This is a genomic window from Thauera sp. SDU_THAU2, from assembly GCF_038260575.1.
Taxonomy (GTDB): domain Bacteria; phylum Pseudomonadota; class Gammaproteobacteria; order Burkholderiales; family Rhodocyclaceae; genus Thauera.
Genome location: NZ_JBBWUN010000003.1, coordinates 3,251,122 through 3,275,130, shown reverse-complemented (window position 1 = coordinate 3,275,130; position 24,009 = coordinate 3,251,122). Strand labels below are relative to the sequence as shown.

The window sequence follows — 24,009 nt, the reverse complement described above, 5'->3', positions numbered from 1 at the left end:
GATGAAGCTCATCATTCTCGACCGAGACGGCGTCATCAACGTCGACTCGGACCAGTTCATCAAATCGCCCGAGGAGTGGAAGCCGATCCCGGGCTCGCTCGAAGCCATCGCCCGCCTCAACCAATGGGGCTGGCGGGTGGTCGTGGCCTCGAACCAGTCCGGCGTCGGCCGCGGCCTGTTCGGCATGGACACGCTCAACGCGATCAACGACAAGATGGTGCGCAGCCTGGCCCAGGTGGGCGGGCGCCTGGATGCGATCTTCTTCTGCCCCCACGCCGCCGATTCGACCTGCGACTGCCGCAAGCCGAAATCCGGCCTGTTCCAGCAGATCGCCGAGCGCTTCAACGTTGACCTGAACGGCGTGCCCTGCGTGGGCGACAGCCTGCGCGACCTGCAGGCGGGCGTGCGCCTGGGCTGCGAGCCCTATCTGGTGCTGACCGGCAAGGGCGAAGCGACGCGCGAGAGCCCGGAGCTGCCGCCCGGCACCCGGATCTTCCCGGATCTCGATGCGGTCGCCACGGTGCTGACGGCCTCGCGCTGAAGTTTTCGTAGCGGTGCTCTGCGCACCTTTCCGATCTGCCCGCCGGCGCGCCGTCCGGCGGGGCCATTTCCAGAGTCCCGACCGTGCCCCTGATCCGCTCCTCCGTCTTCGCCGTCCTGCTTGCCCTGGTCACGATCCCGTACGCGCTCTTCGCCATCCTGATCTTCTGGCTGCCGCCGATGACGCGACACCGCCTGATCACGACCTGGGTGCCGATCATGATGTGGATCATCAAGCACGTGCTGGGTATCCGCTACCGCATCGTCGGCGCCGAGAACATGCCGGCCGGGCCGGCGGTGGTGCTGTCCAAGCACCAGTCGGCGTGGGAGACGATCGCGCTGCAGCAGATCTTTCCGCCGCTGTGCTACGTACTGAAGAAGGAAGTGCTGAAAGTGCCGTTCTTCGGCTGGGGCATGGCGAGCATTCCCGGCATCGCCATCGACCGTGCGGCGGGCAAGGATGCGCTGGCCCAGGTCGTGGAGCAGGGACGCGAGCGCCTGAAGGAAGGGCTGTGGGTCGTGGTGTTCCCCGAAGGCACGCGCACGGCACCGGGAAAGACGGGCCGCTACAAGCCGGGCGGGGCGATTCTGGCCAAGCGCGCCGGTGTGCCGGTGGTGCCGGTGGCGCACAACGCCGGCGAGTTCTGGGCCCGCAACGCCTTCATCAAGCGTCCGGGCGAGATCATCGTCAGCATCGGTCCGGTGATCGAGGTCAAGGGCGTCAAGGCCGACGAGGTCAACAAGCAGGCCGAGGCCTGGATCGAAGCCGAGATGCAGCGGCTGTTCCCGTATCACTATGCCGATGAGCGTGCCCCTGAACAGTGAGCTTTGGAAGTGGCATCTGTATCGACGGCTGTACGCAGGAACATATCTCCTGATTTGATTCTCGACGGCCGCTCTGCTTTTCATAGGGGCGGCTAGCCGCGAAACGACCTTTGTTCCCCAAGCACCCGGATGTATCCGCAGGTGCTCCCCTATCAGCAGCGCAACGGTGCCGGGGACGCATTGTAGGATGCCAAGGTAGGCCTGATTCGTGGCTAAAGCTGGGCCCTCCATCGTCGGTGCCGTCAGACGCCATTGCGCACAAGAAGCCACCTTAAACGCAAAACGGCCCCGCATCGCGGGGCCGTTTCGTTGCAGCTTTCTACCGAAGAAGCTTAGGCAGCCTTCTTGGAAGCGGTCTTGGCGGAGGTGCTCACGGCCTTGACGGTGGCGTTGGTCGCGGCAGCCACGTTGGCTTCGGCGATTTCGGCGACTTGCTTGGCAGCCTTGCTCATGCTGTCGTAGGCGCTGTTGGCGGCGGCGATGGCCGACTTGACGGCGGCGACGGCAACGTCCGAACCGGCGGGAGCCGACTTGGCAGCCTTGTCCAGGGCGGAAGCGACACCCTTGTTCAGCTCGGCGACCTGGCCTTCGAAGACCTTCGACACTTCTTCCTGGCTCTGCGAGGTGATCTCGTAGACGCTGCGGGCGTAGGCGACGGCCTTCTCGACGATCGGCTGGGCCAGCGAAGCTTGCAGGTTGACCAGCTCTTGCACGTCCTTGACGGCCAGCAGAGCCTTGGTGTTGGCAACGCCGTCTTCCAGGATCGAACGGGCGGTGTTCAGGTTCAGGGCGGCCAGGCGCTCGGCGCTGGCGAAAGCGGCGTTGGCCAGGGTCAGCAGGGTTTCGACGTTGGCTTTGTTGGTGGCGGCGAACTGCTCGGGGGTGACGAAGGCGGACATGGATATCTCCTGATAAAAATAAGGTCATGCAGAAACATCGGACTTTCTTGCTTGCCGCGATGTTGCGTTGCAGCATGGACTGAATTATAGGGATGCCATTTCCGCTGTCAAGAAGTATTTTGTGCATTGCACAATGGCGATGCGATTATTTCCGTCTATCGCCATCGATGGCTATCCGTCCATCGGTCGTTCCGGGATATGGCAGACGGCATCATGCCTCGGAGAGTTTGCGTGAGCATGACGGCGGGCGGCGGGAGCCACGCAGGCAGCCATTCCTTGGCTGCAGCAGGGCCGGGGCAGGCCATGAACGTGAAACGACCGCCGGGGGGCGGTCGCATGTTCTGCTGCATCGCGGCCGGAAGGGGCTTCAGTCGTGCCTGAAGCTGGGCTTGCGCTTGCCGACGAAAGCGGCCATGCCTTCCTTCTGGTCGTTGAGCGCGAAGGAGGAATGGAACACGCGGCGCTCGAACAGCAGGCCTTCGTTGAGGCTGCTCTCGAAGGCGCGGTTGACCGATTCCTTGATCATCATGACGACGGGCAGCGAGAAGCCGGCGATGGTCTCGGCGGCGGCCAGGGCTTCCTCCAGCAGCTTGTCGGCAGGAACGACGCGGGACACCAGGCCGGCCTTTTCGGCTTCGGCCGCATCCATGAAGCGCGCGGTCAGGCACAGGTCCATCGCCTTGGCCTTGCCGACCGCGCGCGGCAGGCGCTGGGTACCGCCGGCGCCGGGCAGGATGCCGAGCTTGACTTCGGGCTGGCCGAAGCGGGCGCTGTCGGCGGCGATGATGATGTCGCAGGTCATCGCCAGCTCGCAGCCGCCGCCCAGGGCAAAGCCGGCGACCGCGGCGATGATCGGCTTGCGGCAGGTCTTGACGCGTTCCCAGTTGCGCGTGATGTAGTCACCCTTGTAGGCGTCCATGTACGAGTAGTCCGCCATCGCGCCGATGTCGGCGCCGGCAGCGAAAGCCTTGTCGGAGCCGGTGATGACGATGGCGCCGATGCCTTCGTCGGCCTCGAAGCCGTCGAGCGCCGCGCCGATTTCGTCCATCACCTGGTCGTTCAGCGCATTCAGCGCCTTGGGCCGGTTCAGGGTGATCAGGCCGACGCGGCCGCGGGTTTCGGTGAGGATGAGTTCGTAGTCCATGCTGTCTCCGGGCAGGTGGAAGGAGTCGGCTTACGGCTGCGTGGCCGGCTTGTTGTCGCTCTTGGGCTGGATGACCGCGCGAACGCGCCCGTCGCCGCTCGGTTTGCCGCCCGGTGCGTTCTTGGCGAGGTAGTTCTCGGTGATCGCGTCGTACTCGATGTAGGCGCCGCGGACTTCGTCGCCGCCGCTGGTGACGCGTGCGCGATTGAACAGCCGTGCCTTCTCGTTGCGGCTGTCGTACTCGATGCGTTCGGCTTCGCCGTCGACGTATTCGTTGGTGCCTTCGCGCTTCTGGCGGAAGGTGGCGAGCTTGCTGCCTTCGGCGGTGGCGACGCCGTTCTGGAAGCCGGCGGCGTCCTGGGTGACGACGAGCTTGTCGCCCTTGATCAGCAGGCTGCCCTGGGTCAGGACGACGTTGCCCTCGAACACGTGCACCTTGTTGCGATCGTCGACCGTCATGCGGTCGGCTTCGATGTTGACCGGTTGCTGGCGGTCGGCGCTTTCGGCGAGCGCGGGCCGGGCGATGGCGCTGAGGGCGAGGAAGAGCAGCGGAACCAGTGAGCGGAGGGTCGGAGCGTTCATGAAGCGGATCCTTGGCGGCGAGGCATGTTGACGTGTACCTGGCCGATGAGTTCGAGCGTGCCGAACAGGTTGTCGGCGCGCATGCCCTGCGCATCCGCGCGGGTGCTGCCGCGCGTCAGCTGCACGGGCGAATCGGTGTGCGCCCGATGGGTGTCGGGCCATATGGTGAGGGTCTCGGAGTCGAGCGCCAGGGCGGGGTCGTCCGCCACCGCAGGACGGCGCACGCGCACCTCGCCCTGCATGTCGACCTGTTCGCCGCCCGGCGAGACTTCGGCGTGTCGGGCGGTGATGTGCGTTTCCCGGCCTTCGTTGATCATGCGCAGGCGCGGCATGTCGAGCCGGGTGATGTCGCCCTGCGGAAAGTGGGTGAGGCGGTCGGCGAACAGTTCGTAGCGCTGCGCGCCGTTTGCGCCGTAGCCGACCACGCGGGTGTGCTCGGCGATGAAGTCCGGCCCGGTCTGCTCCGCGGCTTCGGCGGCAGGCTCATCGACGCGGGTGATGCGTTCCAGCCACACCGAGGCGCCGGCCAGCAGCGCGAGCATGATGATGGGGTAGAGGCGATAGCTGTTGACCACTCAGATTACCTTGGCCTGCATCAGGTCGTGGGTGGTGAGCGCGCCGACGAGGCCGCCGTCCGCGTCGAGCACCAGCAACTGGCTGATCCGCATGCGCTCCATCAGTTCCGCTGCTTCGGCGGCGAGCGCTTCCGGGCCGATCGAGCGCGGGTTGCGCGTCATCACCTCGGTCAGCTTGGTGCTGCGGACGTCGCAGCCCTTTTCCAGTGCGCGGCGCAGGTCGCCGTCGGTGAAGATGCCGATCGGGCGCGAATCCGCGCCGCATACCGCGGTCATGCCCATGCCGCCTGCGGTCATCGCCAGCAGGGCCTGGGTCAGCGGCGCATCGCTTGCGACCATCGGCACGGCTTCGGCCGGGCGCATGACGTCGCCGACGTGGGTCAGCAGGCGGCGGCCGAGGGCGCCGCCCGGATGGGAGCGGGCGAAGTCGTCGGCACCGAAGCCGCGGGCGTCGAGCAGGGCCACGGCCAGCGCGTCGCCCAGCGCCAGCGCGGCGGTGGTGCTGGCGGTGGGGGCGAGGTTGAGCGGACAGGCTTCCTCGGCGACGATGGCTTCGAGATGGATGTCGGCCTGCTGCGCCAGCGGTGACTCCGGCCGGCCGGTGATCGAGATCAGTTGCGCGCCCTGGCGCTTGACCAGCGGCACGATGGTCAGCACTTCCTCGCTGGTGCCCGAGTTCGACAGCGCGATCACGACGTCTTCGGGCGTGATCATGCCCATGTCGCCATGCGCGGCTTCGGCGGCATGGACGAAGTAGGCGGGGGTGCCGGTACTGGCGAGCGTGGCGGCGAGCTTGCGTGCGATGTGCCCCGATTTGCCGATGCCGGTGACGATGACGCGTCCGCGCCGCTGCAGGATGAGCTGGACCGCGCGCTCGAATGCCGTGCCGAGGCGGTCGGCGAGCGCGGCGACGGCGGCGGCTTCGATTCGGAGCACGCGGCGGGCAAGCGCGAGCGTGGGGCTGTCGGCGGCTGGAGTCATCGGGAGATCGGGAAGCCTGGGTCGGTTGCGGATTCCGCCGGCACGGTGCCGTGCCGGCAGAGACTCGCAATTGTATAACAGTCGGTGCGCCACCCGATGGGCGTGGCGGCGCGCCCGGAAGTCCGGGCCGGGCGCGCCGTTCGGTGCGGATTCCCGCTGCCGGGGCTACAGGCTCGCGCACACGGTATAGCTGATGCCGTCGTCCAGCGGAGCCGAACTGGAGACCGGTGTGAGCGAGCCGGTGCCGCTGTCGAGGCCGGCCCGCATCGAGCCCGTCGCCGGATCACCGTCGTCCAGTGCCAGGTCGAGCTGGCGCACGAGCTTGCCCAGGATGCCGCCCGAGCAGGTCAGGACGCTGCCGCGAAGGCCGAGCAGGCTGCCGCTCTGCACGCCGAGACGGCCGCCGACCGTGTTGCGCGGCAGGTAGCCGGCATTGCTAGTGTCGCTGCTGCCGGTGGCGAGGCCGGCGAGGCGCACGTGCTGCCAGAAGCGGAATGCGTCGCTGTCGGTCTCGTCGTTCCAGTTGCCGTCGATCGTGCCGTTGCCGTTGCCCGCGCTGGTGCAGTCGTCGCCGCTCGGGCACAGGTGCAGGCGGGCACGGGCATCGTCGCCCGGCAGCGCGCGGAAGCGGTCCTGGTAGGCGTGGGCCAGGGCCGGCAGGCTGCGGAAATCCTGGGCCAGATTCTTGACCTTGGCGCTGTCGATCAGCTCCTGGCCCTTGAGCACGCCGCCCAGCAGCAGACTGACGATCAGCAGGACGACGGCGATTTCCACGAGGGTGAAGCCTTGTTGATGGGGTTTCATCGGTATTGCCTCCTTGTTGCGTGGGTGGAAAAAGTGGGGACGGCCATCCGGGGCCGCCTCACAGGCGGCCCGCCTGGGCAAGGCGGGCGATCAGCAGCGGACGCCCGATCCAGACCAGGATGTCGTCGAAGTCGGCGGTCGGTTCGCCGGCCTGATAGGTCGGGCCGGTGGCGGAGTAGGTGGCGTTGAGGCCGTCGGCGCGGCGATTGGCGCCGGTCGAGAACACGATCGCGACGGCCTGGGAGTCGCTGACCGTGATGCGGCGGCCGTCGTGCGCGTGGATCTGGAGATTGCTGGCCGGCACGCTCGCGGCGGTGATGAGCTGGTCGCTGAAGCTGCGGTCGACCCGATAGCGCCAGTGGCCTTGCCAGGGGGCGTCGGCGCTGACGCGCGTGCTGCCCCAGGCGTCGGTGGCGGGCATGCCCAGCGTGCGCCAGGGCAGCAGGCCTTCGGTGGCGGTGTTGCAGGGCGGCGGCGCTTCCTGGCCGTAGTCCGGATGGGCCGGGTCCGCTTCGATGCTGGGGCAGGGCAGGCGGCCGTGGATGATGGCGAAACCGGTCAACGCCTGCTGGATGTCGCGCAGGCGGTCCAGCGTCGCCTGGCGGTCGCGGGCTTCGATGCGGCTGGCGAGCGGGACCAGCATGCTGCCGGACAGCAGCGCGAGGATGATCAGCACGACGGCGAGTTCGGCCAGCGTGAAGCCGCTCTGGCGGCACGGGGGCGGTGGGCGCATGCCGGCGGCGGCGAAGCGGGTTGGGGGGCTCAGTTCAGGCATCGGACGACATCCTGGCTGGCGGGGCGATGCGGATCGGTGATGCGGAATCCGGCAGTGCCGTGGAATTCCGCGATGCCGAGCACGAAATGGCGGGGGTTGTCGCCTTCGAGGTATTGCGCGACATCGGCCCGTTCGGCCGCCGTGCCGCGCCGCTGGCGCCCGTCGCCGCTGCGGATCCGTTCGCCGCCGAACAGCAGTACCGCGCGGCAGCTTGCGGTGTGCGGCAGCTCCGGATCGATCACGGTGATGCAGTCGCTGCCGTCCTTGCACAGGGCGACCTGGAACTGGTCGCGCCAGTTGTCGTGGGCGCTGCCGGCGGGCGCGGCGATTCCGAGTTCCGAGGCGGCGGCGAGCCCGCCCGTCAGCAACTGGCCATGCGGCGTCTCGTGCAGATGGCGGGCGACGAAATCCGCGTCGGTGAGCCGCGAGGCCAGATGCAGCGCGGCAGTCTCGCCGATGTGGTCGATGCGCGGGGCGAAGTCGCTGCGCCGGCGCAGCGCGTCGTAGATGTCGTCGATGCCCAGCCAGGTGATCAGGTCGTTGCGGGTGGTGCTGCCGACCTGGCCCTGATGGATGTCCGATATCGCGATGGATGGCAGATCGCTGCCGGCCTCGATGAAATCTCCGGCCTCGTTCAGGGTGGTGCCGGCCGTGCAAGGCGCGTGGTCGGCGCCGTGGCGATGCTGGCCGGCGAGCGCGGGGCCGGGGGCGAACACGACGGCGATGGCAAGGCCGTCCGGCGAAGCGGCAGGCAGGCTGTGGCCGTCGCCGCGCCACAGCCTGAACTGCCCCGGGCTGTCCCAGTTGAGTGCGAGCGGCTTCGGGTTGTGCTTGACGCTGCCGGACACCGCATACCACAGGCATTCGCCCCAGCCGTCCTGCAGTTGCGACAGGGCCAGGGTCCGCCATGGCAGCCGGCCGGCGGCGGCGACGCCGCGGGGGCCGCAGGCACCGAGTGCCGTCGAGCCGGTGTTGCCGGTGTCCGGGCAGGGCAGGTAGCCCTGGCCCTGGCCTTCGTGGCTTTCGTCATAGCTGATCGCATAGCCGAGCAGGGCTTCGCGCGCCTGCGAAAGCGCCGCGATGCTGCGGGCCTGGGCACGGGTGCGGAAGCGGGCATCGAGTTCGCCGTGGGCGAGCAATCCGCCGGCGCCGAGCAGGATGGCGAGTGCAAGAGCGGCGACCAGGCCGTGGCCGGCGGTTTTCACGCGGGCGGGCTTCATTCCGGTCGCCCCGGAGAAGTGTCCGGCACCGCCTGCCAGCTGTCGCCGGTGCGCAGGCGCTGGCGAGGGGCGTGCACCGGGATCAGTTCCAGCGCCGGGAAGGGCGCGGCACGCAGGCCCGCCGGCAGGGGGCCGGGCACACCGTCCAGCCACAGCGTCGTGTCGCCGTTCGAATGGCGCAGGAAGCCGTCGATGCGCCGGGGCGCTGCGCTCGGGGGGCTCGCCGGCATGGCGGCTTTGGGGGGAGGCGCCGGCGGCGGAGGCTGATCCAGCGCGTGGCGCTCGCCGGGCGTGAAGAACAGGCGGCCGAACGCGGCATCGGCGGGCTGGGCGATCGCTGGTGGATTGCCGCGGGTCTGCGCCATGCCCGGGGCCGCTGCCGCCAGCGTGCAGGCGAGCAGCGCAAGCAGACCGCCCCGTGACCGCTGTGCGGCGCATGCGCACGGCGTGGGGCGAAGCAGGGCGGGTGTCCTGGCCGGCATCATCTTGCGCCCGTGCCGGACGGCAGCGAAATCGTCAGCCAGTCGAGCCGGCAGCGTGCGTGCACGCGTCCGGTCGTGCTGCCGTCGCGGCGGCTCAGCGTGCAGCTGCGCGGCAGCACGAGCGCGCCGGGGACGGCGGCCAGGGTGGCGATCAGCATCGGCAGCCGGCCTTCGTGCTGCAGCGGGGTGTCGATCTCCAGGGTGTGGACGAGAATGCGCGGCGCATCCGGATCCGCCCCGTCGGCCGCCGGCCGAGGCGGCGTGAAGTGCAGTTCCTTGCCGGCGAGGCCTTGTCGTTCGAGGCTGCGGGCGGCTTGGGCGGCCCATGCCGTGGCGGCGGGCGGCTGCATCGCGCCGAGTGCGGCGAGAGCGTTCCAGTGTTCGAGCGCGGCATCCAGCGCGGGCTGCTGCAGTCGCAGCGCGTCCAGCTCGGTGGCGAGGCGGGCGTGCTGGCGCTGTGCTGCCGCCAGCCTTGCCAGGGCTTCGTCGCGCGCGCCGGTCGAGGCGACGAGAGCGCCGATGCCGCCTGCGGCAAACCCTGCGGCAAGCAGCAGCGCGGCGATACTGCGGGTGTCGATGGCGAGCGGCATGGCTTTCATCGCGGCTGCACCTGGACGGGCTTCGGTGTCAGCAGCAGTTCGAGCTGCGTATCGCCGCCGGCATCGGCGCGTGTATCGATGAGCCGCGCACCGCGCCTGGCGAGATGGGCGACGATGGCTTCGATTGCTGCGTACGCGTTGGCGCCGGCAGCGGACGAGAGATTCATCCTGACGCGGACGAGCGCAGGCTCGGCGCCTGCAGGGGCAGGCGACCATTCCAGGGCCTGCAGCGCGAGCCCGGGCGCGTGCTCCAGGCTGTCCGCGATCGGGCGAAGAACGTCCAGCGGCATGATGGCCGTGCCGCTTTCGTGCGCGACCAGCCGGATGGTGTCGATGATGCGGGCGGGCGGCGCATCGAGTCCGGCGTGGGCGGCCGTCAGCTCCGTCAGCTCGTGCTGCAGGCGGGCGGTTTCGCGTTGCAGCGCGGCACGGCTTTCCTCGGCGCCTCGCGCCGCCTGCCAGTGCATGGCGGCGATGCCGGTGCCGCCGGCGAACAGCAGCACGCCGGCGCCGAGGGCCAGCTTGCGGACGTGGCGCAGCGGAAATGCCGCGTCCGGCGAGGGGCCGGGCCAGCCGAGCTTGCGCGGGGCGCGTGCCAGCCAGGCCAGCAGTAGCTCGCTGCTGTCGGTGATGTGAATGGAATCGGCCCCGAGCGGATCGAGGGGGTGTAGCTGGACCTCGGTCGCGTGGGCGGGGCCGGCGGTGAGCAGGGCGACCTGGAGGTGCCCGCCGGGATCTTCGGTGGCAGCTTCGCCTGCCTGCAGTTGCAGCTTGTTCGCGTACTGCAGCGTGCGTTCGATCTCGTGCTGCCACTCGGCGCGGGTGGGGTCGTCATCGGCACCGGAGCCGATGTGTTCCAGCAGCCGTGACAGCCGCGCGGCATGCCCGGCCACCAGCGTCAGACGCATGCCGGCGCGGCTGCGGCAAACGATCAGCCGGGCCGGGCCGGGCAGCGCATGGGCGATCAGTTCGCTGGCCGGCACCAGCCGCTCGCAACTGCATCCCGCGCGGCTCAGGGCGCTCGCCCAGACATCGACGCCGGCTGGCCGGGCGAGGCCGCTGAACAGGATCTGCTCGGTATCGGCCTTGCGGTCGATGGCCAGGGTGTCGGCCCTGGCATAGCAGGCTTGCGGATACCAGGCGGCGAGGTGGCGGCCGAGCAGGGCGCGGCGGTCGGCGCCGCGGGTGCGCGGCAGGGTTTCGGTTTCGTGGCATTCGTCGGCCAGGTCCACCAGCATGCGGTAGCGGGTCTTGCCGGGCTGGCCGCGGAGCCAGTCGATGAATGCGCCCTGCTCGCCGGTGGCGAAGCCGGCGAGGCGGGCCAGCGGGTGCTTGCCGGCCTGGAATGCTTCGAGGCCGAGAGCGTCGATGCGGAGCAGGATGGTGTTCGGCATGGCGGGCTCCGCGTCAGGTCGGGAGGCGGGTGATGATGTCGTAGATGGGGCCGAGCACCGCACTGGCGATCCACAGCAGCAGCGCGCCCATGGCCAGCGTCAGCAAGGGTTCGATGGCGGCTTGCAGGCGAGCGGTGGCGTTGGCGACGTCGCGCCGGTAGAGCGCGGCGACGTTGCCGAGGGCGCGATCCAGCCCGCCGGTCTGTTCGCCCACCCTGAGCATGCGTTCGACCAGCGGCGGGAACAGGCCGGTCGCTTCGAAGGCGGCCGATACCGCGTGGCCTTGCTCGATACGCCCGGTGGCCGTGTGCAGGGCCTTGCGCAGGGCCAGATTGCCGGTGATGTCCTGGGTGATGCGCAGCGCGTCGATGATCGTGATGCCGGCGGCGTAGAGTGTCGCCAGCACGCTGGCGAAGCGGGCGAGCGTGAGCTTGGTGAGGATTTCGCCGGCGACGGGGAGCCGCAGCAGCAGGTGGTGCAGGCGGGTGCGGGCAGCATCGGAGCGCGCCAGCAACCAGCGCACGCCGGCCAGCCCGATGGCGATGCCGGCCGGCAGCAGCCAGCCGGCCTGCGTCACCGCATGCGACAGGCCGATCAGCAGACGGGTCTGCAGCGGCAGGGTCTGGCCGCTGCTGTGGAACAGCTTCTCCAGTTCGGGGACGACGTGGACCAGGGCGACGACCACCGCGAGCAGCATCAGGCTGGCGACGATGGCCGGATAGATGGCGATGCGGCGGGCGTAATTGGCCAGTTCGTCTTCGTGTTCGAGCGCCGCGCCGATGTCGCGGATGGTCTCGGGCAGGCGGCCGGCCTGTTCGCCGGCGCGCAGCAGGGCGACGGTGGCGGGCGGAAACACGCCGGGCTGGCGGGCGGCGGCAGCGGACAGCGGCTGGCCGCGCTCGATGTCGGCAAGCAGGGTGATGACCGCCGTGCGCATGCGCGGATGGGTGGTGGCGTCGCGCAATGCGGCGAGGCTCTCGAAAGGCGGTACCCCGGCGGCCAGCAATTGTTCGAGGTGGAAGCAGAAGTGGATCAGCTCACGGCGCGGTACCCGTTTGCTGCCCGGCAGGCTCAGGCTGAGTCTGGCTTCGCCGTTGATGAAGGCGAGGCCTTGTTCCCGCAGCCGGTTTTCCAGGTCGGCGAGGTCGGCCGCATCCAGCCGGCCGCGCAGCAGGCGGCCGTCGGCGCTCATGGCCCGGTAGCTGTAGGTCTTCATCCGGCGTGCTCCGCTTGGGTGGCGAGGCCGTCGAGAGCGACGACGCGGGCCAGTTCGGCCAGCGAGGTGCTGCCGTCCAGCACCCGGCGCAGGCCGTCGTCGGCGAGGCCGGCATGGCCGCGGCGGCGCAGCAGAGGCCGCAGCACGCCGGGGCGGGCACCGGCGCCGATCTGCTCGTCGAGCTCTTCGTCGATGTGCAGCAATTCCATGATCGCGATGCGGCCGCGGTAGCCGCGGAACTCGCATTCGGCGCAGCCGCAGGGCGAGAACAGTGCCGGTGGCCGCTCGGCAGGCAGGCCGAGCAGGTGGCATTCGGCCGGCGATGCGGGGGCCTCGATCCGGCAGTGCGGGCACAGCCGCCGCACCAGGCGCTGGGCGATGATGCCCGACAGGTTGCCGGCCAGCAGATCGGCGCGCAGGCCGATGTCGAGCAGGCGCGGGATGGCGCCGAGCGCGGAGTTGGCGTGCAGCGTGGCGAACACCTGGTGGCCGGTGAGCGCGGCGCGCAGCGCCATCTGCGCGGTATCGGCGTCGCGGATCTCGCCGATCAGCAGGATGTCCGGATCCTGGCGCAGCAGCGCGCGGACACCGTCGGCGAAGCCGAGGCGGCTGGCGTCGCCGATCGGGGTCTGGCGGATCTGGGCGAGCGGGTATTCCACCGGATCCTCCAGCGTCATGATGTTGACGGCTTCGGTGTTGAGGTGGTTGAGGACCGAATACAGCGTCGTCGTCTTGCCGCTGCCGGTGGGGCCGGTGACGAGGATCAGGCCTTCCGGGCGTGCCAGCATGCGCTCGAGCGTGTCGCGTTGCATGTCGCCGAGGCCGAGCGCATCGAGCGGGACGATGCCTTTCTCGCGGTCTAGGATGCGCAGCACGATGTTCTCGCCGTGCAGCGTGGGCTGGGTGGCGACGCGGAAGTCGATCGGCCGCCCGGCGACGGCCAGCGAGATGCGGCCGTCCTGCGGGCAGCGCGATTCGGCGATGTCGAGCCCGGCCATGACCTTGAGGCGTACCGCCAGTTCGGGCCAGAAGGATTTGTGCAGGGCACGGACCTGGCGCAGCGTGCCGTCGATGCGCAGGCGGATGCGCAGATAGCCGGCTTCGGGTTCGAAATGGAGGTCGGAGGCACGGCTGGCGACGGCCTCGGCCAGCATCGCGTCGACCAGGCGGACCACGGCCGGGCCGTCTTCGCGGCTGCCTGCGGGGGCATTGCCGGAGCTGCGCTGCTCGATCTCGCGGACGATGTCGTCAATGGTGACGGCCTGGCCGTAATGGCGCTCGATGGCGCGTTCGAGCTGGACGTCGGCGGCGACCCGCAGTTCGACGCGGGTGCCGGGACCGAGTTCGGCATGCAGGCGGTCGAGGGCGACGACGTTGCCGGCGTCGGCGATGGCGACGACCAGGGTGCGCTCGGCAACGCGGTATTCCAGCGGCAGCAGTCTGTGGCGCCTGGCGAGCGCCTGGGGCACGAGCGACAGTGCGGCGGGGTCGGCCAGGGTGTTGGCGAGATCGACGCTGGGGTGGCCGCAATGGGCAGCGAGAGTGTCGCGCAGCGCGGTATCGCTGACGAAGCCGAGTTCGACCAGTACCTGGCCGAGCGGGCGTTTGCGCTGCTGCTGTTCGTGCAGCGCGATGCGCAACTGGTCGGCGCCGATCAGGCGGGCGTCGAGCAGGAGCTGGCCGATCGGCAGGGCGGCATTCATGGGCGGTGCTCCGTTTCGCTGGCGTCGTGGCTCGGCACCAGCAGCGGGCGCATCGGCATCGACGGGAAGTTGCGCCGGCCGGGCGAGGGCCGGGAGACGAGGAAGTCCGGCCCGGGAAGCTGGTCGGCATAGCCGGCGTAGTCGCCGCGGGTGCTCGGGTCGTCGATCAGCAGCGGCCTCAGGAAGATCAGCAACTCGGTGCGGCGCACGGTGTTGTCGCGGCGGGTGAACAGCTCGCCCAGCACCGGGATGTCGCCCAGCAGCGGAATGCGGCCGGTGTCGTGGTCCACGCGGTCTTCCATCAGGCCGCCGAGCACGGCGATCTCGCCGCTGCGCAGGCGCAGCATCGATTCGATCTCGCGGGTGCGGATCTGCGGCACGCGGTTGGGGATGTCGCGCAGCGAAGGATTGGGGTCGTCGCGGAAACCGGAAATCCCGGAGACCGTCGGCCGCACGTTCAGCGTGATTTCGCCGCTGGCGCTGATCTGCGGCGTCACCGACATCACCATGCCGACCGAGACCGACTGGGGCGTCGTCGTCGCGGTGACCTTCTCGCGCTCGCTGTCGCCGTATTCGGTGGTGGTGGCATCGACGAGGAAGTAAACGTATTCCTCGACCACCTTGAGCATCGCGGTTTGATTGTTGAGCACCGACAGGCGTGGGCTCGAGAGCACCTTGACGGTGCCGAAGGTTTCCAGCAGCTCGAGCCTGAAGTCGGTGTTGGCCGAAGCGTAGCTCAGGGTCGGCGCGCCGCTGCCGGCGCTGCTGCGCGGGCTGATGTTCCAGCCGGGCAGGCCGAGGCGGCTCCAGTCGATGCCCTGGACGTAGCCGTCGGCCAGCGTGACTTCGACGATGGTGGCTTCGATCATGACCTGCCGGCGGGCGGCGCGCTGGACCTGATCGATGAAGGCGGCGAGCTGTTCGTGCTGGCGGGCCGTGGCCCGCACCATGACGATGCCGCTCTCCCTGTTGACCATGATGTCGCCGTCGCGGCAGTCGTCGCCCTTGCCGGCGCAGCGGGACGGGCCTGTTGCGCCGTCGTCGAGGATGGCGCGGATGTTGGCCTGGATCGATTGCCAGAAATCGTTGCTCGAACGGGTTTCGATCTGGGTCACCGAAGTGTTGCCGGCGGCGTCGCCATGACTGCCCGCGCTGCTGGAACTGGTGGAGATCTGCGTGCTGGTGGCGACGGTGCCGCGCATGCTGCGGCTCAGGTTGACGTAGTCGAGCGTGTAGCTGCGCAGGAAAGGCGTATCCGGCCGCACGCTGAGATGGTTGCCGGCGATTTCGTAGCGGATCGGCGCCTGACGTGCGATGCGGGCGAGGATCTCGCCGAGCGGCTGGTCGACGGCGTTGAGGGTGACGCGGCCGTCGATGCCGCCGTGCAGGTCGAGGTCGAGCCGGGCGTCGCGGCCGACCGCCAGCAGCAACTGGTGGACGGGGATGTCGTGTACCGAGATCGAATAGGTTTTTCGCGCCTGGCCGGCACAGCCGGTGCCGGCGCTTCGGCAGATGCGGGGAGCGGAGGCTCGGCAACTGCGGGCGGCGGGTCCGCGCTCACCGCCGGCGGTTGCGGGGCGGAGAGGTGGCCGGCCGGCGCCCGGTGAACGCCGAGCTGCGTGCATGCGCCCAGCAGCACGGTGAATGCAAGTGACATTGACGGGAGGGCGATGGGGGCTCGGCGGCTCATGCATTCATGCTAGATGAATTTATGACATAAGAAAATACTCCTATGACATTTTTCGATGCCGCCGCGGGAGCGCGATCGCGGGCCCGGCATGGGGTAACGGACTGTTGCATTGCGACAAATTGCCGGGAAGTGGTGCCCGCCTCTGCTAGAATGCGCGGTTCTCGAACAAAAGAATCTGCTTTCGTGGCCCCTGCAGCCGAGCGCGATGCGCCTCTCGTTTCCCTTCGCGACGTCCGTTTCGCCTATGGCGAGCGGTCGGTGCTGCGCGGCATCGACCTGGAGGTGCATCGCGGCCAGGTGGTGGCGATCATGGGCGGCAGCGGTTGCGGCAAGACCACCTTGCTGAGGCTGATCGGCGGCCAGTTGAAGGCGAATGCGGGGGCGGTGGAAGTCGCCGGCCATGAAGTCGGCAAGCTCGGCGGAGCCGAGCTCTATGCGATGCGCCGGCGCATGGGCATGCTGTTCCAGTTCGGCGCGCTGTTCACCGACATGAGCGTGTTCGACAACGTCGCCTTTCCGTTGCGCGAGCACACCGACCTGCCGCCAGGCATGATTCGCGACCTGGTGCTGATGAAGCTGCAGGCGGTGGGGCTGCGTGGCGCGGCCGCGCTGCGGCCGGGCGAGCTGTCGGGCGGCATGGCGCGGCGGGTGGCGCTGGCGCGCGCGGTGGCACTCGACCCGATGCTGATCCTCTACGACGAGCCTTTCGCCGGGCTGGACCCGATCTCGCTCGGCATCATCGGCCAGTTGATCCGGCGCCTGAACGATGCGCTCGGCGCCAGTTCGGTGATGGTCACGCACGACGTGCATGAATCGCTGGAGATCGTGGACTACATCTACTTCGTGTCGGAAGGGCGCATCGTCGCGCAAGGCACGCCGGACGAGATCCGCGCCTCGACCGACCCCTTCGTCCACCAGTTCGTCAATGCCGAGGCCGACGGCCCCGTGCCCTTCCATTATCCGGCGCCGCCGATCGACAGCCTGCTGGGCGGGAGGAGCGCATGAACGGCCTGTTCGCCGGCCTCGTCGCCGGGCTGCGCCACGTCGGCAAGCTGACGATAGACGGCATCTGGCGCCTGGGTTTCGCCACCCGCTTCATGTTCGCGGTGCTGCTGGCCTCGGGGCAGTCGCTGACCCGCATCCATCTGACGATCCGCGAGCTGTACTTCAGCGGCGTGCTGTCGCTGCTGATCATCACCGTGTCCGGCCTGTTCGTCGGTCTGGTGCTCGGCCTGCAGGGCTACGACATCCTGCAGCGCTACGGCTCGGCCGATGCGGTGGGGGTGATGGTGGCGCTGTCGCTGCTGCGCGAGCTTGGGCCGGTGATTGCGGCGCTGCTGTTCGCCAGCCGCGCGGGTTCGGCGATCACTGCCGAGATCGGCCTGATGAAGACCACCGAGCAGTTGAAGGCGATGGACATGATGGCGGTCAACCCGATCGCGCGCGTGGTGGCGCCGCGCTTCTGGGGTGGCGTGCTGTCGATGCCGCTGCTCGCGGCGCTGTTCTCGGCGATGGGCGTGTTCGGCGGCTGGCTGATCACCGTCGTCGTCATCGGTGTCGATGACGGCGCGTTCTGGTCGCAGATGCAGGCGGCGGTCGAGTTCGACCACGACGTGCTGAACGGGGTCATCAAATCCTTTGTCTTCGGTACCGTGGTGTCGCTGATCGCCGTGTTCGAGGGTTACGATTGCGAGCCCACCGCCGAAGGCGTGTCGCGCGCGATCACCCGTACCGTCGTGACCTCGGCGCTGGCCATCCTGGCGCTCGATTTCGTGCTTACCTCTTTCATGTTCCGGGGTTGATGATGAGTCGCACCGCACTCGACCTGTGGGTCGGCATTTTCGTTGCCATCGGCTTCGCCGCGCTGGTCTTCCTGGCGATGAAGGTCGGCAATTTTTCCGGCATCAACGGCAGCGAGAGCTATCGCGTGGAGGCCGCCTTCGACAACATCGGTGGGCTGAAGGTGCGCGCACCGGTCAAGAGCGCCGGCGTGCTGGTCGGCCGCGTGCAGGGCATCCGCTTCGACACCGACAGCTATCGCGCGGTCGTGCAGCTGGATATCGACAGGCGCTTCGAATTTCCCGCCGACACTTCGGCGTCGATCCTGACTTCCGGCCTGCTCGGCGAGCAGTACGTCGGCCTCGAGGCGGGCGCCGACGTCGAGCCGCTGAAGGAGGGCGATCGCCTGATGATCACGCAATCCGCCGTGGTGCTGGAGAAGCTGATCGGCCAGTTCCTGTTCGACAAGGCCGCCGAACCGGCTGCACCGGCGGCGCAGTGAAGAACGTAGTGGACATCGCTGGAGAACAATGACATGAACGCCAGAATCCCCAACTTCCCTGCCACGCTGCGCCGGCCGCTGGCGGTCGCCACCCTGTCGGCGCTGCTGCTCGGGGGCTGTGCCACGGCCGGCAACCCCGATCCGCTCGAAGGCTACAACCGGGCGATGTTCAGCTTCAACGAGCAGGTCGACAAGGCGGTCGTCAAGCCGGTGGCGCAGGCTTACGAGTTCGTGCTGCCGGACGTCGCCCGGACCGGTTTCGGCAACTTCATCGCCAACCTCGAAGACCCCTGGATCGCCATCAACAACCTGCTGCAGGGCAAGCCGGCCGACGCCTTGTCCGACTTGATGCGCTTTGCCTTCAACTCGACGTTCGGCCTGCTCGGCCTGATCGACATCGCCACGCCGATGGGGTTGCCCAAGCATGACGAGGACCTGGGCCAGACGCTCGGGAGCTGGGGCGTGGGCGAAGGCGCCTACATCGTGCTGCCCTTCTTCGGGCCGCGCACCGTGCGCGATACCGCCGCGCTGCCGGCCGATTACCTGGGCCAGAATCCGTGGCAGATCGACCACGTTCCGACGCGCAACAGTTACACCGCATTGCGCTTCACGCACATCCGCTCGACCTTCCTCGGCACCGAGAAGACGGTGGATGAGGCGACGACCGACAAATATGCCTACATCCGCGATTTCTACCTTGAACAACGCCGTTACAAGGTTTCGGATGGAAACGTGACGCGCGAGTACGAAGATTTCGAGGATTGAACGAGCGTGACGGTGATCGTCCCGCCAGTGTGCAACCCCATACGGAAACGCGACATGAACTTCTTCAACAAGCTACTCACCCTGTTCTGCCTTCTCGCCGCCGGGCTGATGCCGGTGGCCCAGGCTGCGGCCCAGCAGGGTCCGGACGTGCTGGTGCGCGACGTCACCAACGAAGTGCTGGAGATCGTGCGTACCGACAAGGCGATCCAGGCCGGCGATCCGCAGCGGATCATGGCGCTGGTGGATGCCAAGGTGCTGCCGCACTTCGATTTCCGCCGCATGACCATGCTGGCGGTCGGCCCCGACTGGCGCAGTGCGTCGGCCGAGCAGCAGACGCGCCTGACCGATGCCTTCCGCACCCTGCTGGTGCGCACGTATTCCAATGCGCTGACGCAGTATCGCGACCAGACGATCGACTTCAAGCCGACCCGCTTCGGCGAAGCCGACAAGCGCGTGCAGGTCCGCACCGAAGTGCGCCAGACCGGCGCCCAGCCGATCGGCATCGACTACATGCTGGAAAAATCCGACGCGGGCTGGAAAGTGTTCGACGTCATCGTCGCCGGCGTCAGCCTGGTCACGAACTATCGCAGCAGCTTCGCCCAGGACGTGCGCAGCGGCGGCATCGACGGCCTGATCAAGTCGCTCGAAGCGAAGAATCGCGCACTCGAAGCGGAGCAGCAGCGTTCATGAGCGATGCAGGTGCGGTGGCGGTGTTCGCGCCGCAGGGGCCGTTGACCATGCACAGCGCCGCGTCGGTGCTGGAAGAGGGGCGGCGGCTGGCCAGGGCCGGTTCCCTGGTGGTCGACATGGCGGCGGTGCCGACGGCCGATTCGGCGGCGCTGGCGCTGGTCCTCGACTGGCTGCGCACCGCGCGCGAGGCTGGTCACGACATCGTGTTGCGCAGCCTGCCGCCGGGGCTCGCCAGCCTTGCCGCGCTCTACGACATCGACGCCTTGCTGCCGCTGGAGCGCGGTGCATGACGGTGCCGGCCATCAGGGTCAGCGCCGTCACCAAGCAGTACGGAACGCTGAAGGCGCTGGGCGGCGTCGATCTCGAAATCGGCCAGGGCGAATTCTTCGGCCTGCTCGGGCCGAACGGCGCCGGCAAGACCACGCTGATCTCGGCGCTGGCCGGGCTGGTACGGCCCGACGGCGGTTCGCTCGAGATCATGGGCCACGACGTCGTGCGCGACTACCGCAATGCGCGGCGCAATCTCGGCGTGGTGCCGCAGGAGCTGGTGTTCGATCCCTTCTTCTCGGTGCGCGAGCTGCTGCGCATCCAGTCGGGCTATTTCGGCATCCGCGGCAATGACGACTGGATCGACGAGATCCTCGCCAGCCTGGACCTGACGCACAAGGCCGATGACAACATGCGCATGCTGTCCGGCGGCATGAAGCGGCGCGTGCTGGTGGCACAGGCGCTGGTGCACCGGCCGCCGGTGATCGTGCTCGACGAGCCCACCGCCGGCGTCGACGTCGAGCTGCGCCAGGGCCTGTGGCAGTTCGTGCGCAAGCTCAACCGCGACGGCCATACCATCGTGCTGACCACGCATTATCTCGAAGAGGCGGAAACGCTCTGTGGCCGCATCGCGATGCTCAAGGCCGGCAAGGTCGTCGCCCTCGACACCACCGAGAACCTGCTGCACCGCTTCGCCACCCACAGCCTGCGCGTCAGCGTGGACAGGGCCGAGGCGGCCGTCGCACTCGGCGGGGTGGCGGTCGAGGACGGCTGGGTGGAGTTCGCCTTCGAGGGCTACGACAAGCTCGAGACGCTGCTGGCGCGTCTGCGCGAGGCCGGTGCCGGGCTGCGCGAGATCCAGCTGGGAGAGCCGGATCTCGAAAGAGTCTTCGTGGAGGTCATGCATCGTGCCTGAAACGCGCCGCGGCGCGACGCCGCCGCGCATCGAGCCGATGGCCGCCGATGCGCCGCTGACGGGTTTTCGTACCCTGCTGTACAAGGAAGTGCTGCGCTTCTGGAAAGTGGCTTTCCAGACCGTCGCCGCACCGGTGCTCAATGCGCTGCTGTTCCTGCTGATCTTCTCGCACGTGCTCGACCGTCACGTCACCGTGTATGGCGACGTCGCCTACACCAGCTTCCTGGTGCCCGGCCTGGTGATGATGTCGGTGCTGCAGAACGCCTTCGCCAACAGCTCGTCGTCGCTGATCCAGAGCAAGATCACCGGCAACATCATCTTCGTGCTGCTGCCGCCGCTGTCCTATCGCGAGTTCTATGCCGCCTACGTCATCGCCGCGACGCTGCGCGGGCTGTTCGTCGGCTGCGGCGTGCTGCTGGTGGCGATGCCCTTCGTCGATCTGGATATCGCCAGCCCGCTGTGGGTGCTGGCGTTCGCCGTGATGGGCGGGGCGATCCTGGGCTCCTTCGGCGTCATCGCCGGCATCTGGGCCGACAAGTTCGACCAGCTCGCCGCTTTCCAGAACTTCCTGATCCTGCCGCTGACGATGCTGTCCGGCGTGTTCTACTCGATCCATTCGCTGCCGCGCTTTTGGCAGGATGTATCGCATTTCAACCCGTTCTTCTTCATGATCGACGGGTTCCGTTATGGCTTCTTCGGCCAGTCGGACACTTCGCCCTGGCTGTCGCTCGCGGTGGTGTCCGGCTGTTTCGTATTGCTCGCGGCGCTGACCCTGGCCTTGCTCGGACGGGGCTACAAGCTGCGCTCCTAAAGGATGAATCATGTTTGAAGCTAGCGAAATCAAGCGCCTGATCGAACAGGGCATGCCCTGCGAGTTCGTCGCCATCGAAGGCGACGACGGGGTGCATTTCACCGGCATCGTCGTCAGCCCGGCCTTCGAGGGCAAGCCGCGCGTACGCCAGCACCAGGCGGTGTATGCCACGCTCGGCCGCCTGATGGGCAACGAGATCCATGCGCTGCAGCTGCAGACCTTCACTCCCGCGCAATGGGAAGAAGGCCGCGGCGACCTGGGCATGTGAGACCGCGATGGACAAACTGCTGATCGAAGGCGGCAGCCGCCTGTCGGGCGAGGTCGCCATCTCCGGTGCCAAGAACGCCGCGCTGCCCATCCTGTGCGCGGCGCTGCTGACGGCCGAACCGGTGAGCTTCACCAACGTGCCGCAACTGAAGGACATCGGCACCCTGCTGGCGCTGCTGGCGCAGATGGGTGTCAAGGTGGCGCGTGATGGCGACACCGTCACGCTCGACGCATCGGGCTTGAACAAGCCGCTCGCGCCCTACGAGATGGTCAAGACGATGCGGGCGTCGATCCTGGTGCTCGGCCCGCTGGTGGCCCGCTGCGGCGAGGCGCAGGTGTCGCTGCCCGGCGGCTGTGCGATCGGCGCCCGGCCGGTGGATCAGCACATCAAGGGCCTGCAGGCGATGGGGGCGGACGTGCGCGTCGAGCATGGCTACGTCCATGCCAGGGTGCCGCGGCTGAAGGGCGCGCGCCTGTTCACCGACATGGTCACCGTGACCGGCACCGAGAACCTGATGATGGCTGCGGTGCTGGCCGACGGCGAAACCGTGATCGAGAACGCCGCGCGCGAGCCCGAGATCGTCGATCTGGCGAACTGCCTGGTGTCGATGGGCGCACGGGTGTCGGGCGCCGGTTCGGACGTGATCCGCATCCAGGGCGTGGACCGGCTGCATGGCGCGACCCACCGCATCATGCCCGACCGCATCGAGACCGGCACCTATCTGTGCGCCGCCGCCGCCACCGGCGGCTCGGTGAGGCTGACCGGCACCAGTTCGTGCTATCTCGATGCCGTCATCGACAAGCTGATGGATGCCGGCTGCGAAGTCGTTTCCGAACGCGATGCGATCCGCCTCGAGGCGCCGGCCCGGCTCAATGCCGTCAGCCTGCGCACCGCGCCCTATCCGGCCTTCCCGACCGACATGCAGGCCCAGTTCATGGCGATCAACTGCGTCGCCAAGGGCGTCGCGATGATCCGCGAGACCATCTTCGAGAACCGCTTCATGCACGCGGTCGAGCTTCAGCGCCTGGGCGCGGACATCCGCATCGACGGCAACACCGCGGTCGTCCAGGGCGTGGACAGGCTGCAGGGCGCGACCGTGATGGCGACCGATCTGCGTGCTTCGGCCAGCCTGGTGGTGGCCGGCCTGGTGGCCGAGGGCGAGACGGTGATCGAGCGCATCTACCATCTCGATCGCGGCTACGAAGGGCTGGAAGCGAAACTGGCCGCGCTCGGCGCCAAGGTGCGGCGCCTGGTCTGAGTGGGCAGGCGCCTGCAGCGGCGACCGAACGCCGCTGATGGGGTGCTCAGCGATCGAGGCGCTTGGAGAGCACCCGGAGATCGCTCAGAGATCGAACTGGCCGTTGGCTTCGGGCTGCCAGGTCACTTCCAGCACCTTCAGGTGCAGCTCCTTGCCGTCCGGCGTGGTCCAGTCGATCGACTGGCCGGTGGACAGGCCGAGCAGGGCGCTGCCGGCCGGCGAGAAGATCGATACCCGGCGCGCTTCGGCGTTGGCGTCCTTGGGGTAGGCCAGGGTCAGTTCGTATTCGCGGCCGGTGCCCTCTTCCAGGAAGCGGGCGCGGCTGTTCATCGTGATGACGTCGGCCGGCATCTCCTCGGGCTCGCGTACGTCGGCCCGTTCGAGCTCTTCGCGCAGGCCGTCGAGGTCGCTGCGGCTGCGGAAGGCGGGGAGGGTCAGCAGACCCTCGAGGCGTTCGAGGTCGCTGCTGGAAACGATGATTGGCGGCTTCATGATGTCGTCCTGCGTGACGTCCTGCGCTGAAGACCTTGCGGGCCGCGCGGACATGCAAAAGAAAAGGCCGAACTGCCGCTCGCAGTTCAGCCCATCGGGTTTGCCCTTGGGGCCACCCTTTGGCCGAAGGTTAACAGAAGCGGTGCCGGGTTACAATGTCGGCCCGTTCGACCAAGGCTTTTCACGTGTCCAGCATCACGCTCGCCCTGTCCAAGGGGCGCATCTTCGAAGAGACGCTGCCGCTGCTCGCGGCCGCCGGCATCGTGCCGACCGACAACCCCGAATCCTCGCGCAAGCTCATCATCGGCACCAACCGGCCGGACGTGCGCCTGGTCATCGTGCGGGCCACCGACACGCCGACCTACGTGCAGTACGGTGCGGCCGACCTCGGCATCGCCGGCAAGGACGTGCTGCTCGAACACGGTGGCGCCGGCCTGTACCAGCCGCTGGACCTGGACATCGCCCGCTGCCGCCTGTGCGTGGCGGTGCAGAAAGGCTTCGACTACGCTGCCGCCACCCGTCCCGGCGGGCGCATCCGCGTCGCCACCAAGTACATCAATGCCGCCAAGGCGCATTTCGCCGGCAAGGGCATGCACGTCGACCTGATCAAGCTCTACGGTTCGATGGAACTGGCACCGCTGGTCGGCCTGGCCGATGCGATCGTCGACCTGGTGTCGACCGGCGGCACGCTGCGCGCCAACAACCTCGAGGAAGTCGAGGACATCATGCCGATCAGCTCGCGCCTGATCGTCAACCAGGCCTCGCTGAAGCTCAAGCGCGAACTGCTGCAGCCGGTGCTCGATGCCTTCGCCGGCGCGATCAAGTCCTGAGG

28 protein-coding genes are annotated in these 24,009 nt (G+C 68.3%); 13 read left to right on the top strand and 15 right to left on the bottom strand.

The window, feature by feature from the left end; genetic code table 11:
• The first annotated feature begins 1 nt into the window (after position 1).
• A complete protein-coding gene (gmhB, locus tag AAFL97_RS17060) occupies positions 2-541 on the top strand; it encodes a D-glycero-beta-D-manno-heptose 1,7-bisphosphate 7-phosphatase (protein WP_341645915.1) in 540 nt (179 codons plus the stop codon).
• A gap of 83 nt (positions 542-624) precedes the next feature.
• Positions 625-1,365, top strand: a complete 741-nt coding sequence (locus AAFL97_RS17055; RefSeq protein ID WP_341645914.1) for a lysophospholipid acyltransferase family protein — start codon at positions 625-627, stop codon at positions 1,363-1,365.
• Between the two features lie 332 nt (positions 1,366-1,697).
• On the opposite strand, the gene AAFL97_RS17050 is transcribed toward AAFL97_RS17055, so the two are convergent.
• From AAFL97_RS17050 to AAFL97_RS16985, 14 genes are all read right to left on the bottom strand, one after another.
• A complete protein-coding gene (locus tag AAFL97_RS17050; protein ID WP_263461607.1) occupies positions 1,698-2,264 on the bottom strand; it encodes a phasin family protein in 567 nt (188 codons plus the stop codon).
• Between the two features lie 367 nt (positions 2,265-2,631).
• Positions 2,632-3,408: an enoyl-CoA hydratase gene (locus AAFL97_RS17045; RefSeq protein WP_263461608.1), complete on the bottom strand. Its 777-nt coding sequence runs from the start codon at positions 3,406-3,408 to the stop codon at positions 2,632-2,634.
• A 30-nt stretch (positions 3,409-3,438) separates the two neighbouring features.
• Positions 3,439-3,990: a lipopolysaccharide transport periplasmic protein LptA gene (gene lptA, locus AAFL97_RS17040; RefSeq protein ID WP_263461609.1), complete on the bottom strand. Its 552-nt coding sequence runs from the start codon at positions 3,988-3,990 to the stop codon at positions 3,439-3,441.
• Positions 3,987-4,565 carry an LPS export ABC transporter periplasmic protein LptC gene (gene lptC / locus AAFL97_RS17035; protein ID WP_263461610.1) on the bottom strand — a complete coding sequence of 193 codons (579 nt, stop codon included), beginning with the start codon at positions 4,563-4,565 and terminating at the stop codon, positions 3,987-3,989. Before lptC ends, lptA begins: the two co-directional genes overlap by 4 nt.
• The gene (locus AAFL97_RS17030) at positions 4,566-5,546 is read right to left on the bottom strand and encodes a KpsF/GutQ family sugar-phosphate isomerase (RefSeq protein WP_341645913.1); all 981 of its coding nucleotides are present in this window, start codon (positions 5,544-5,546) and stop codon (positions 4,566-4,568) included. It lies immediately after the preceding gene.
• Between the two features lie 165 nt (positions 5,547-5,711).
• Positions 5,712-6,350, bottom strand: a complete 639-nt coding sequence (locus tag AAFL97_RS17025; RefSeq protein WP_341645912.1) for a prepilin-type N-terminal cleavage/methylation domain-containing protein — start codon at positions 6,348-6,350, stop codon at positions 5,712-5,714.
• Positions 6,351-6,408: 58 nt separating this feature from the next.
• Positions 6,409-7,125 carry a type II secretion system protein gene (locus AAFL97_RS17020; RefSeq protein WP_263461613.1) on the bottom strand — a complete coding sequence of 239 codons (717 nt, stop codon included), beginning with the start codon at positions 7,123-7,125 and terminating at the stop codon, positions 6,409-6,411.
• Positions 7,113-8,345: a hypothetical protein gene (locus AAFL97_RS17015; protein WP_341645911.1), complete on the bottom strand. Its 1,233-nt coding sequence runs from the start codon at positions 8,343-8,345 to the stop codon at positions 7,113-7,115. Before AAFL97_RS17015 ends, AAFL97_RS17020 begins: the two co-directional genes overlap by 13 nt.
• The gene (locus AAFL97_RS17010) at positions 8,342-8,710 is read right to left on the bottom strand and encodes a hypothetical protein (protein WP_341645910.1); all 369 of its coding nucleotides are present in this window, start codon (positions 8,708-8,710) and stop codon (positions 8,342-8,344) included. Before AAFL97_RS17010 ends, AAFL97_RS17015 begins: the two co-directional genes overlap by 4 nt.
• Before the next feature lie 116 nt (positions 8,711-8,826).
• Positions 8,827-9,426, bottom strand: coding sequence for a hypothetical protein (locus AAFL97_RS17005; RefSeq protein ID WP_341645909.1), 600 nt, complete (start codon positions 9,424-9,426; stop codon positions 8,827-8,829).
• Positions 9,423-10,820: a hypothetical protein gene (locus AAFL97_RS17000; protein WP_341645908.1), complete on the bottom strand. Its 1,398-nt coding sequence runs from the start codon at positions 10,818-10,820 to the stop codon at positions 9,423-9,425. Before AAFL97_RS17000 ends, AAFL97_RS17005 begins: the two co-directional genes overlap by 4 nt.
• A 13-nt stretch (positions 10,821-10,833) precedes the next feature.
• Entirely contained in the window at positions 10,834-12,036 is a 1,203-nt protein-coding gene (locus tag AAFL97_RS16995; protein WP_341645907.1) for a type II secretion system F family protein, read from the bottom strand.
• Positions 12,033-13,739 (bottom strand): GspE/PulE family protein, encoded by a 1,707-nt coding sequence (locus tag AAFL97_RS16990; protein ID WP_341645906.1) that lies wholly within the window; start codon positions 13,737-13,739, stop codon positions 12,033-12,035. Before AAFL97_RS16990 ends, AAFL97_RS16995 begins: the two co-directional genes overlap by 4 nt.
• Positions 13,736-15,364, bottom strand: coding sequence for a secretin N-terminal domain-containing protein (locus AAFL97_RS16985; RefSeq protein WP_341645905.1), 1,629 nt, complete (start codon positions 15,362-15,364; stop codon positions 13,736-13,738). The genes AAFL97_RS16990 and AAFL97_RS16985 overlap by 4 nt, the downstream gene beginning before the upstream one ends.
• A gap of 215 nt (positions 15,365-15,579) precedes the next feature.
• Between AAFL97_RS16985 and AAFL97_RS16980 the strand changes: the two genes are divergently transcribed.
• The 10 genes from AAFL97_RS16980 to murA are packed head-to-tail and all read left to right on the top strand — an operon-like array spanning position 15,580 to position 22,685.
• Positions 15,580-16,434: an ABC transporter ATP-binding protein gene (locus AAFL97_RS16980; RefSeq protein WP_341645904.1), complete on the top strand. Its 855-nt coding sequence runs from the start codon at positions 15,580-15,582 to the stop codon at positions 16,432-16,434.
• Complete coding sequence (gene mlaE, locus AAFL97_RS16975; RefSeq protein WP_263461622.1) at positions 16,431-17,231, top strand: lipid asymmetry maintenance ABC transporter permease subunit MlaE; 801 nt, start codon at positions 16,431-16,433, stop codon at positions 17,229-17,231. Before AAFL97_RS16980 ends, mlaE begins: the two co-directional genes overlap by 4 nt.
• Positions 17,232-17,233: 2 nt before the next feature.
• Entirely contained in the window at positions 17,234-17,710 is a 477-nt protein-coding gene (gene mlaD / locus AAFL97_RS16970; protein ID WP_263461623.1) for an outer membrane lipid asymmetry maintenance protein MlaD, read from the top strand.
• A gap of 33 nt (positions 17,711-17,743) precedes the next feature.
• Positions 17,744-18,475, top strand: a complete 732-nt coding sequence (locus AAFL97_RS16965) for an MlaA family lipoprotein (protein ID WP_341645903.1) — start codon at positions 17,744-17,746, stop codon at positions 18,473-18,475.
• 54 nt (positions 18,476-18,529) lie between these two features.
• Positions 18,530-19,165 carry an MlaC/ttg2D family ABC transporter substrate-binding protein gene (locus AAFL97_RS16960; RefSeq protein WP_341645902.1) on the top strand — a complete coding sequence of 212 codons (636 nt, stop codon included), beginning with the start codon at positions 18,530-18,532 and terminating at the stop codon, positions 19,163-19,165.
• Complete coding sequence (locus AAFL97_RS16955; protein ID WP_341645901.1) at positions 19,162-19,455, top strand: STAS domain-containing protein; 294 nt, start codon at positions 19,162-19,164, stop codon at positions 19,453-19,455. The genes AAFL97_RS16960 and AAFL97_RS16955 overlap by 4 nt, the downstream gene beginning before the upstream one ends.
• Positions 19,452-20,348: an ABC transporter ATP-binding protein gene (locus AAFL97_RS16950; RefSeq protein ID WP_263461627.1), complete on the top strand. Its 897-nt coding sequence runs from the start codon at positions 19,452-19,454 to the stop codon at positions 20,346-20,348. The genes AAFL97_RS16955 and AAFL97_RS16950 overlap by 4 nt, the downstream gene beginning before the upstream one ends.
• Before the next feature lie 37 nt (positions 20,349-20,385).
• Positions 20,386-21,159, top strand: coding sequence for an ABC transporter permease (locus AAFL97_RS16945; RefSeq protein WP_263461747.1), 774 nt, complete (start codon positions 20,386-20,388; stop codon positions 21,157-21,159).
• A gap of 10 nt (positions 21,160-21,169) precedes the next feature.
• Positions 21,170-21,427, top strand: a complete 258-nt coding sequence (locus AAFL97_RS16940) for a BolA family protein (protein ID WP_263461628.1) — start codon at positions 21,170-21,172, stop codon at positions 21,425-21,427.
• Positions 21,428-21,434: 7 nt separating this feature from the next.
• Positions 21,435-22,685 carry a UDP-N-acetylglucosamine 1-carboxyvinyltransferase gene (gene murA / locus AAFL97_RS16935; protein WP_341645900.1) on the top strand — a complete coding sequence of 417 codons (1,251 nt, stop codon included), beginning with the start codon at positions 21,435-21,437 and terminating at the stop codon, positions 22,683-22,685.
• A gap of 84 nt (positions 22,686-22,769) precedes the next feature.
• Here murA and rnk read toward each other — a convergent pair whose 3' ends face one another.
• Positions 22,770-23,177: a nucleoside diphosphate kinase regulator gene (gene rnk / locus AAFL97_RS16930; RefSeq protein ID WP_341645899.1), complete on the bottom strand. Its 408-nt coding sequence runs from the start codon at positions 23,175-23,177 to the stop codon at positions 22,770-22,772.
• Positions 23,178-23,362: 185 nt separating this feature from the next.
• Here rnk and hisG point away from each other — a divergent pair, with 185 nt between their 5' ends.
• On the top strand, positions 23,363-24,007 hold the full coding sequence (gene hisG / locus AAFL97_RS16925; protein ID WP_263461630.1) for an ATP phosphoribosyltransferase: 645 nt from the start codon (positions 23,363-23,365) through the stop codon (positions 24,005-24,007).
• Positions 24,008-24,009: the final 2 nt, after the last annotated feature.

Bases quoted from the DNA above. Each gene is read 5' to 3' on its own strand.
- mlaE (WP_263461622.1), top strand. From the start codon at position 16,431: ATGAACGGCCTGTTCGCCGGCCTCGTCGCCGGGCTGCGCCACGTCGGC.
- AAFL97_RS16990 (WP_341645906.1), bottom strand. From the start codon at position 13,739: ATGAATGCCGCCCTGCCGATCGGCCAGCTCCTGCTCGACGCCCGCCTG.
- AAFL97_RS16965 (WP_341645903.1), top strand. From the start codon at position 17,744: ATGAACGCCAGAATCCCCAACTTCCCTGCCACGCTGCGCCGGCCGCTG.
- AAFL97_RS17030 (WP_341645913.1), bottom strand. From the start codon at position 5,546: ATGACTCCAGCCGCCGACAGCCCCACGCTCGCGCTTGCCCGCCGCGTG.
- AAFL97_RS17020 (WP_263461613.1), bottom strand. From the start codon at position 7,125: ATGCCTGAACTGAGCCCCCCAACCCGCTTCGCCGCCGCCGGCATGCGC.
- AAFL97_RS16985 (WP_341645905.1), bottom strand. From the start codon at position 15,364: ATGCACGCAGCTCGGCGTTCACCGGGCGCCGGCCGGCCACCTCTCCGC.
- AAFL97_RS16955 (WP_341645901.1), top strand. From the start codon at position 19,162: ATGAGCGATGCAGGTGCGGTGGCGGTGTTCGCGCCGCAGGGGCCGTTG.
- AAFL97_RS17010 (WP_341645910.1), bottom strand. From the start codon at position 8,710: ATGGCGCAGACCCGCGGCAATCCACCAGCGATCGCCCAGCCCGCCGAT.
- lptA (WP_263461609.1), bottom strand. From the start codon at position 3,990: ATGAACGCTCCGACCCTCCGCTCACTGGTTCCGCTGCTCTTCCTCGCC.
- gmhB (WP_341645915.1), top strand. From the start codon at position 2: ATGAAGCTCATCATTCTCGACCGAGACGGCGTCATCAACGTCGACTCG.
- AAFL97_RS16995 (WP_341645907.1), bottom strand. From the start codon at position 12,036: ATGAAGACCTACAGCTACCGGGCCATGAGCGCCGACGGCCGCCTGCTG.
- AAFL97_RS16960 (WP_341645902.1), top strand. From the start codon at position 18,530: ATGAACTTCTTCAACAAGCTACTCACCCTGTTCTGCCTTCTCGCCGCC.
- AAFL97_RS17045 (WP_263461608.1), bottom strand. From the start codon at position 3,408: ATGGACTACGAACTCATCCTCACCGAAACCCGCGGCCGCGTCGGCCTG.
- AAFL97_RS17025 (WP_341645912.1), bottom strand. From the start codon at position 6,350: ATGAAACCCCATCAACAAGGCTTCACCCTCGTGGAAATCGCCGTCGTC.
- AAFL97_RS16950 (WP_263461627.1), top strand. From the start codon at position 19,452: ATGACGGTGCCGGCCATCAGGGTCAGCGCCGTCACCAAGCAGTACGGA.
- AAFL97_RS17000 (WP_341645908.1), bottom strand. From the start codon at position 10,820: ATGCCGAACACCATCCTGCTCCGCATCGACGCTCTCGGCCTCGAAGCA.
- murA (WP_341645900.1), top strand. From the start codon at position 21,435: ATGGACAAACTGCTGATCGAAGGCGGCAGCCGCCTGTCGGGCGAGGTC.
- AAFL97_RS16940 (WP_263461628.1), top strand. From the start codon at position 21,170: ATGTTTGAAGCTAGCGAAATCAAGCGCCTGATCGAACAGGGCATGCCC.
- rnk (WP_341645899.1), bottom strand. From the start codon at position 23,177: ATGAAGCCGCCAATCATCGTTTCCAGCAGCGACCTCGAACGCCTCGAG.
- AAFL97_RS16945 (WP_263461747.1), top strand. From the start codon at position 20,386: ATGGCCGCCGATGCGCCGCTGACGGGTTTTCGTACCCTGCTGTACAAG.
- AAFL97_RS16980 (WP_341645904.1), top strand. From the start codon at position 15,580: ATGCGCGGTTCTCGAACAAAAGAATCTGCTTTCGTGGCCCCTGCAGCC.
- mlaD (WP_263461623.1), top strand. From the start codon at position 17,234: ATGAGTCGCACCGCACTCGACCTGTGGGTCGGCATTTTCGTTGCCATC.
- AAFL97_RS17005 (WP_341645909.1), bottom strand. From the start codon at position 9,426: ATGAAAGCCATGCCGCTCGCCATCGACACCCGCAGTATCGCCGCGCTG.
- AAFL97_RS17015 (WP_341645911.1), bottom strand. From the start codon at position 8,345: ATGAAGCCCGCCCGCGTGAAAACCGCCGGCCACGGCCTGGTCGCCGCT.
- AAFL97_RS17050 (WP_263461607.1), bottom strand. From the start codon at position 2,264: ATGTCCGCCTTCGTCACCCCCGAGCAGTTCGCCGCCACCAACAAAGCC.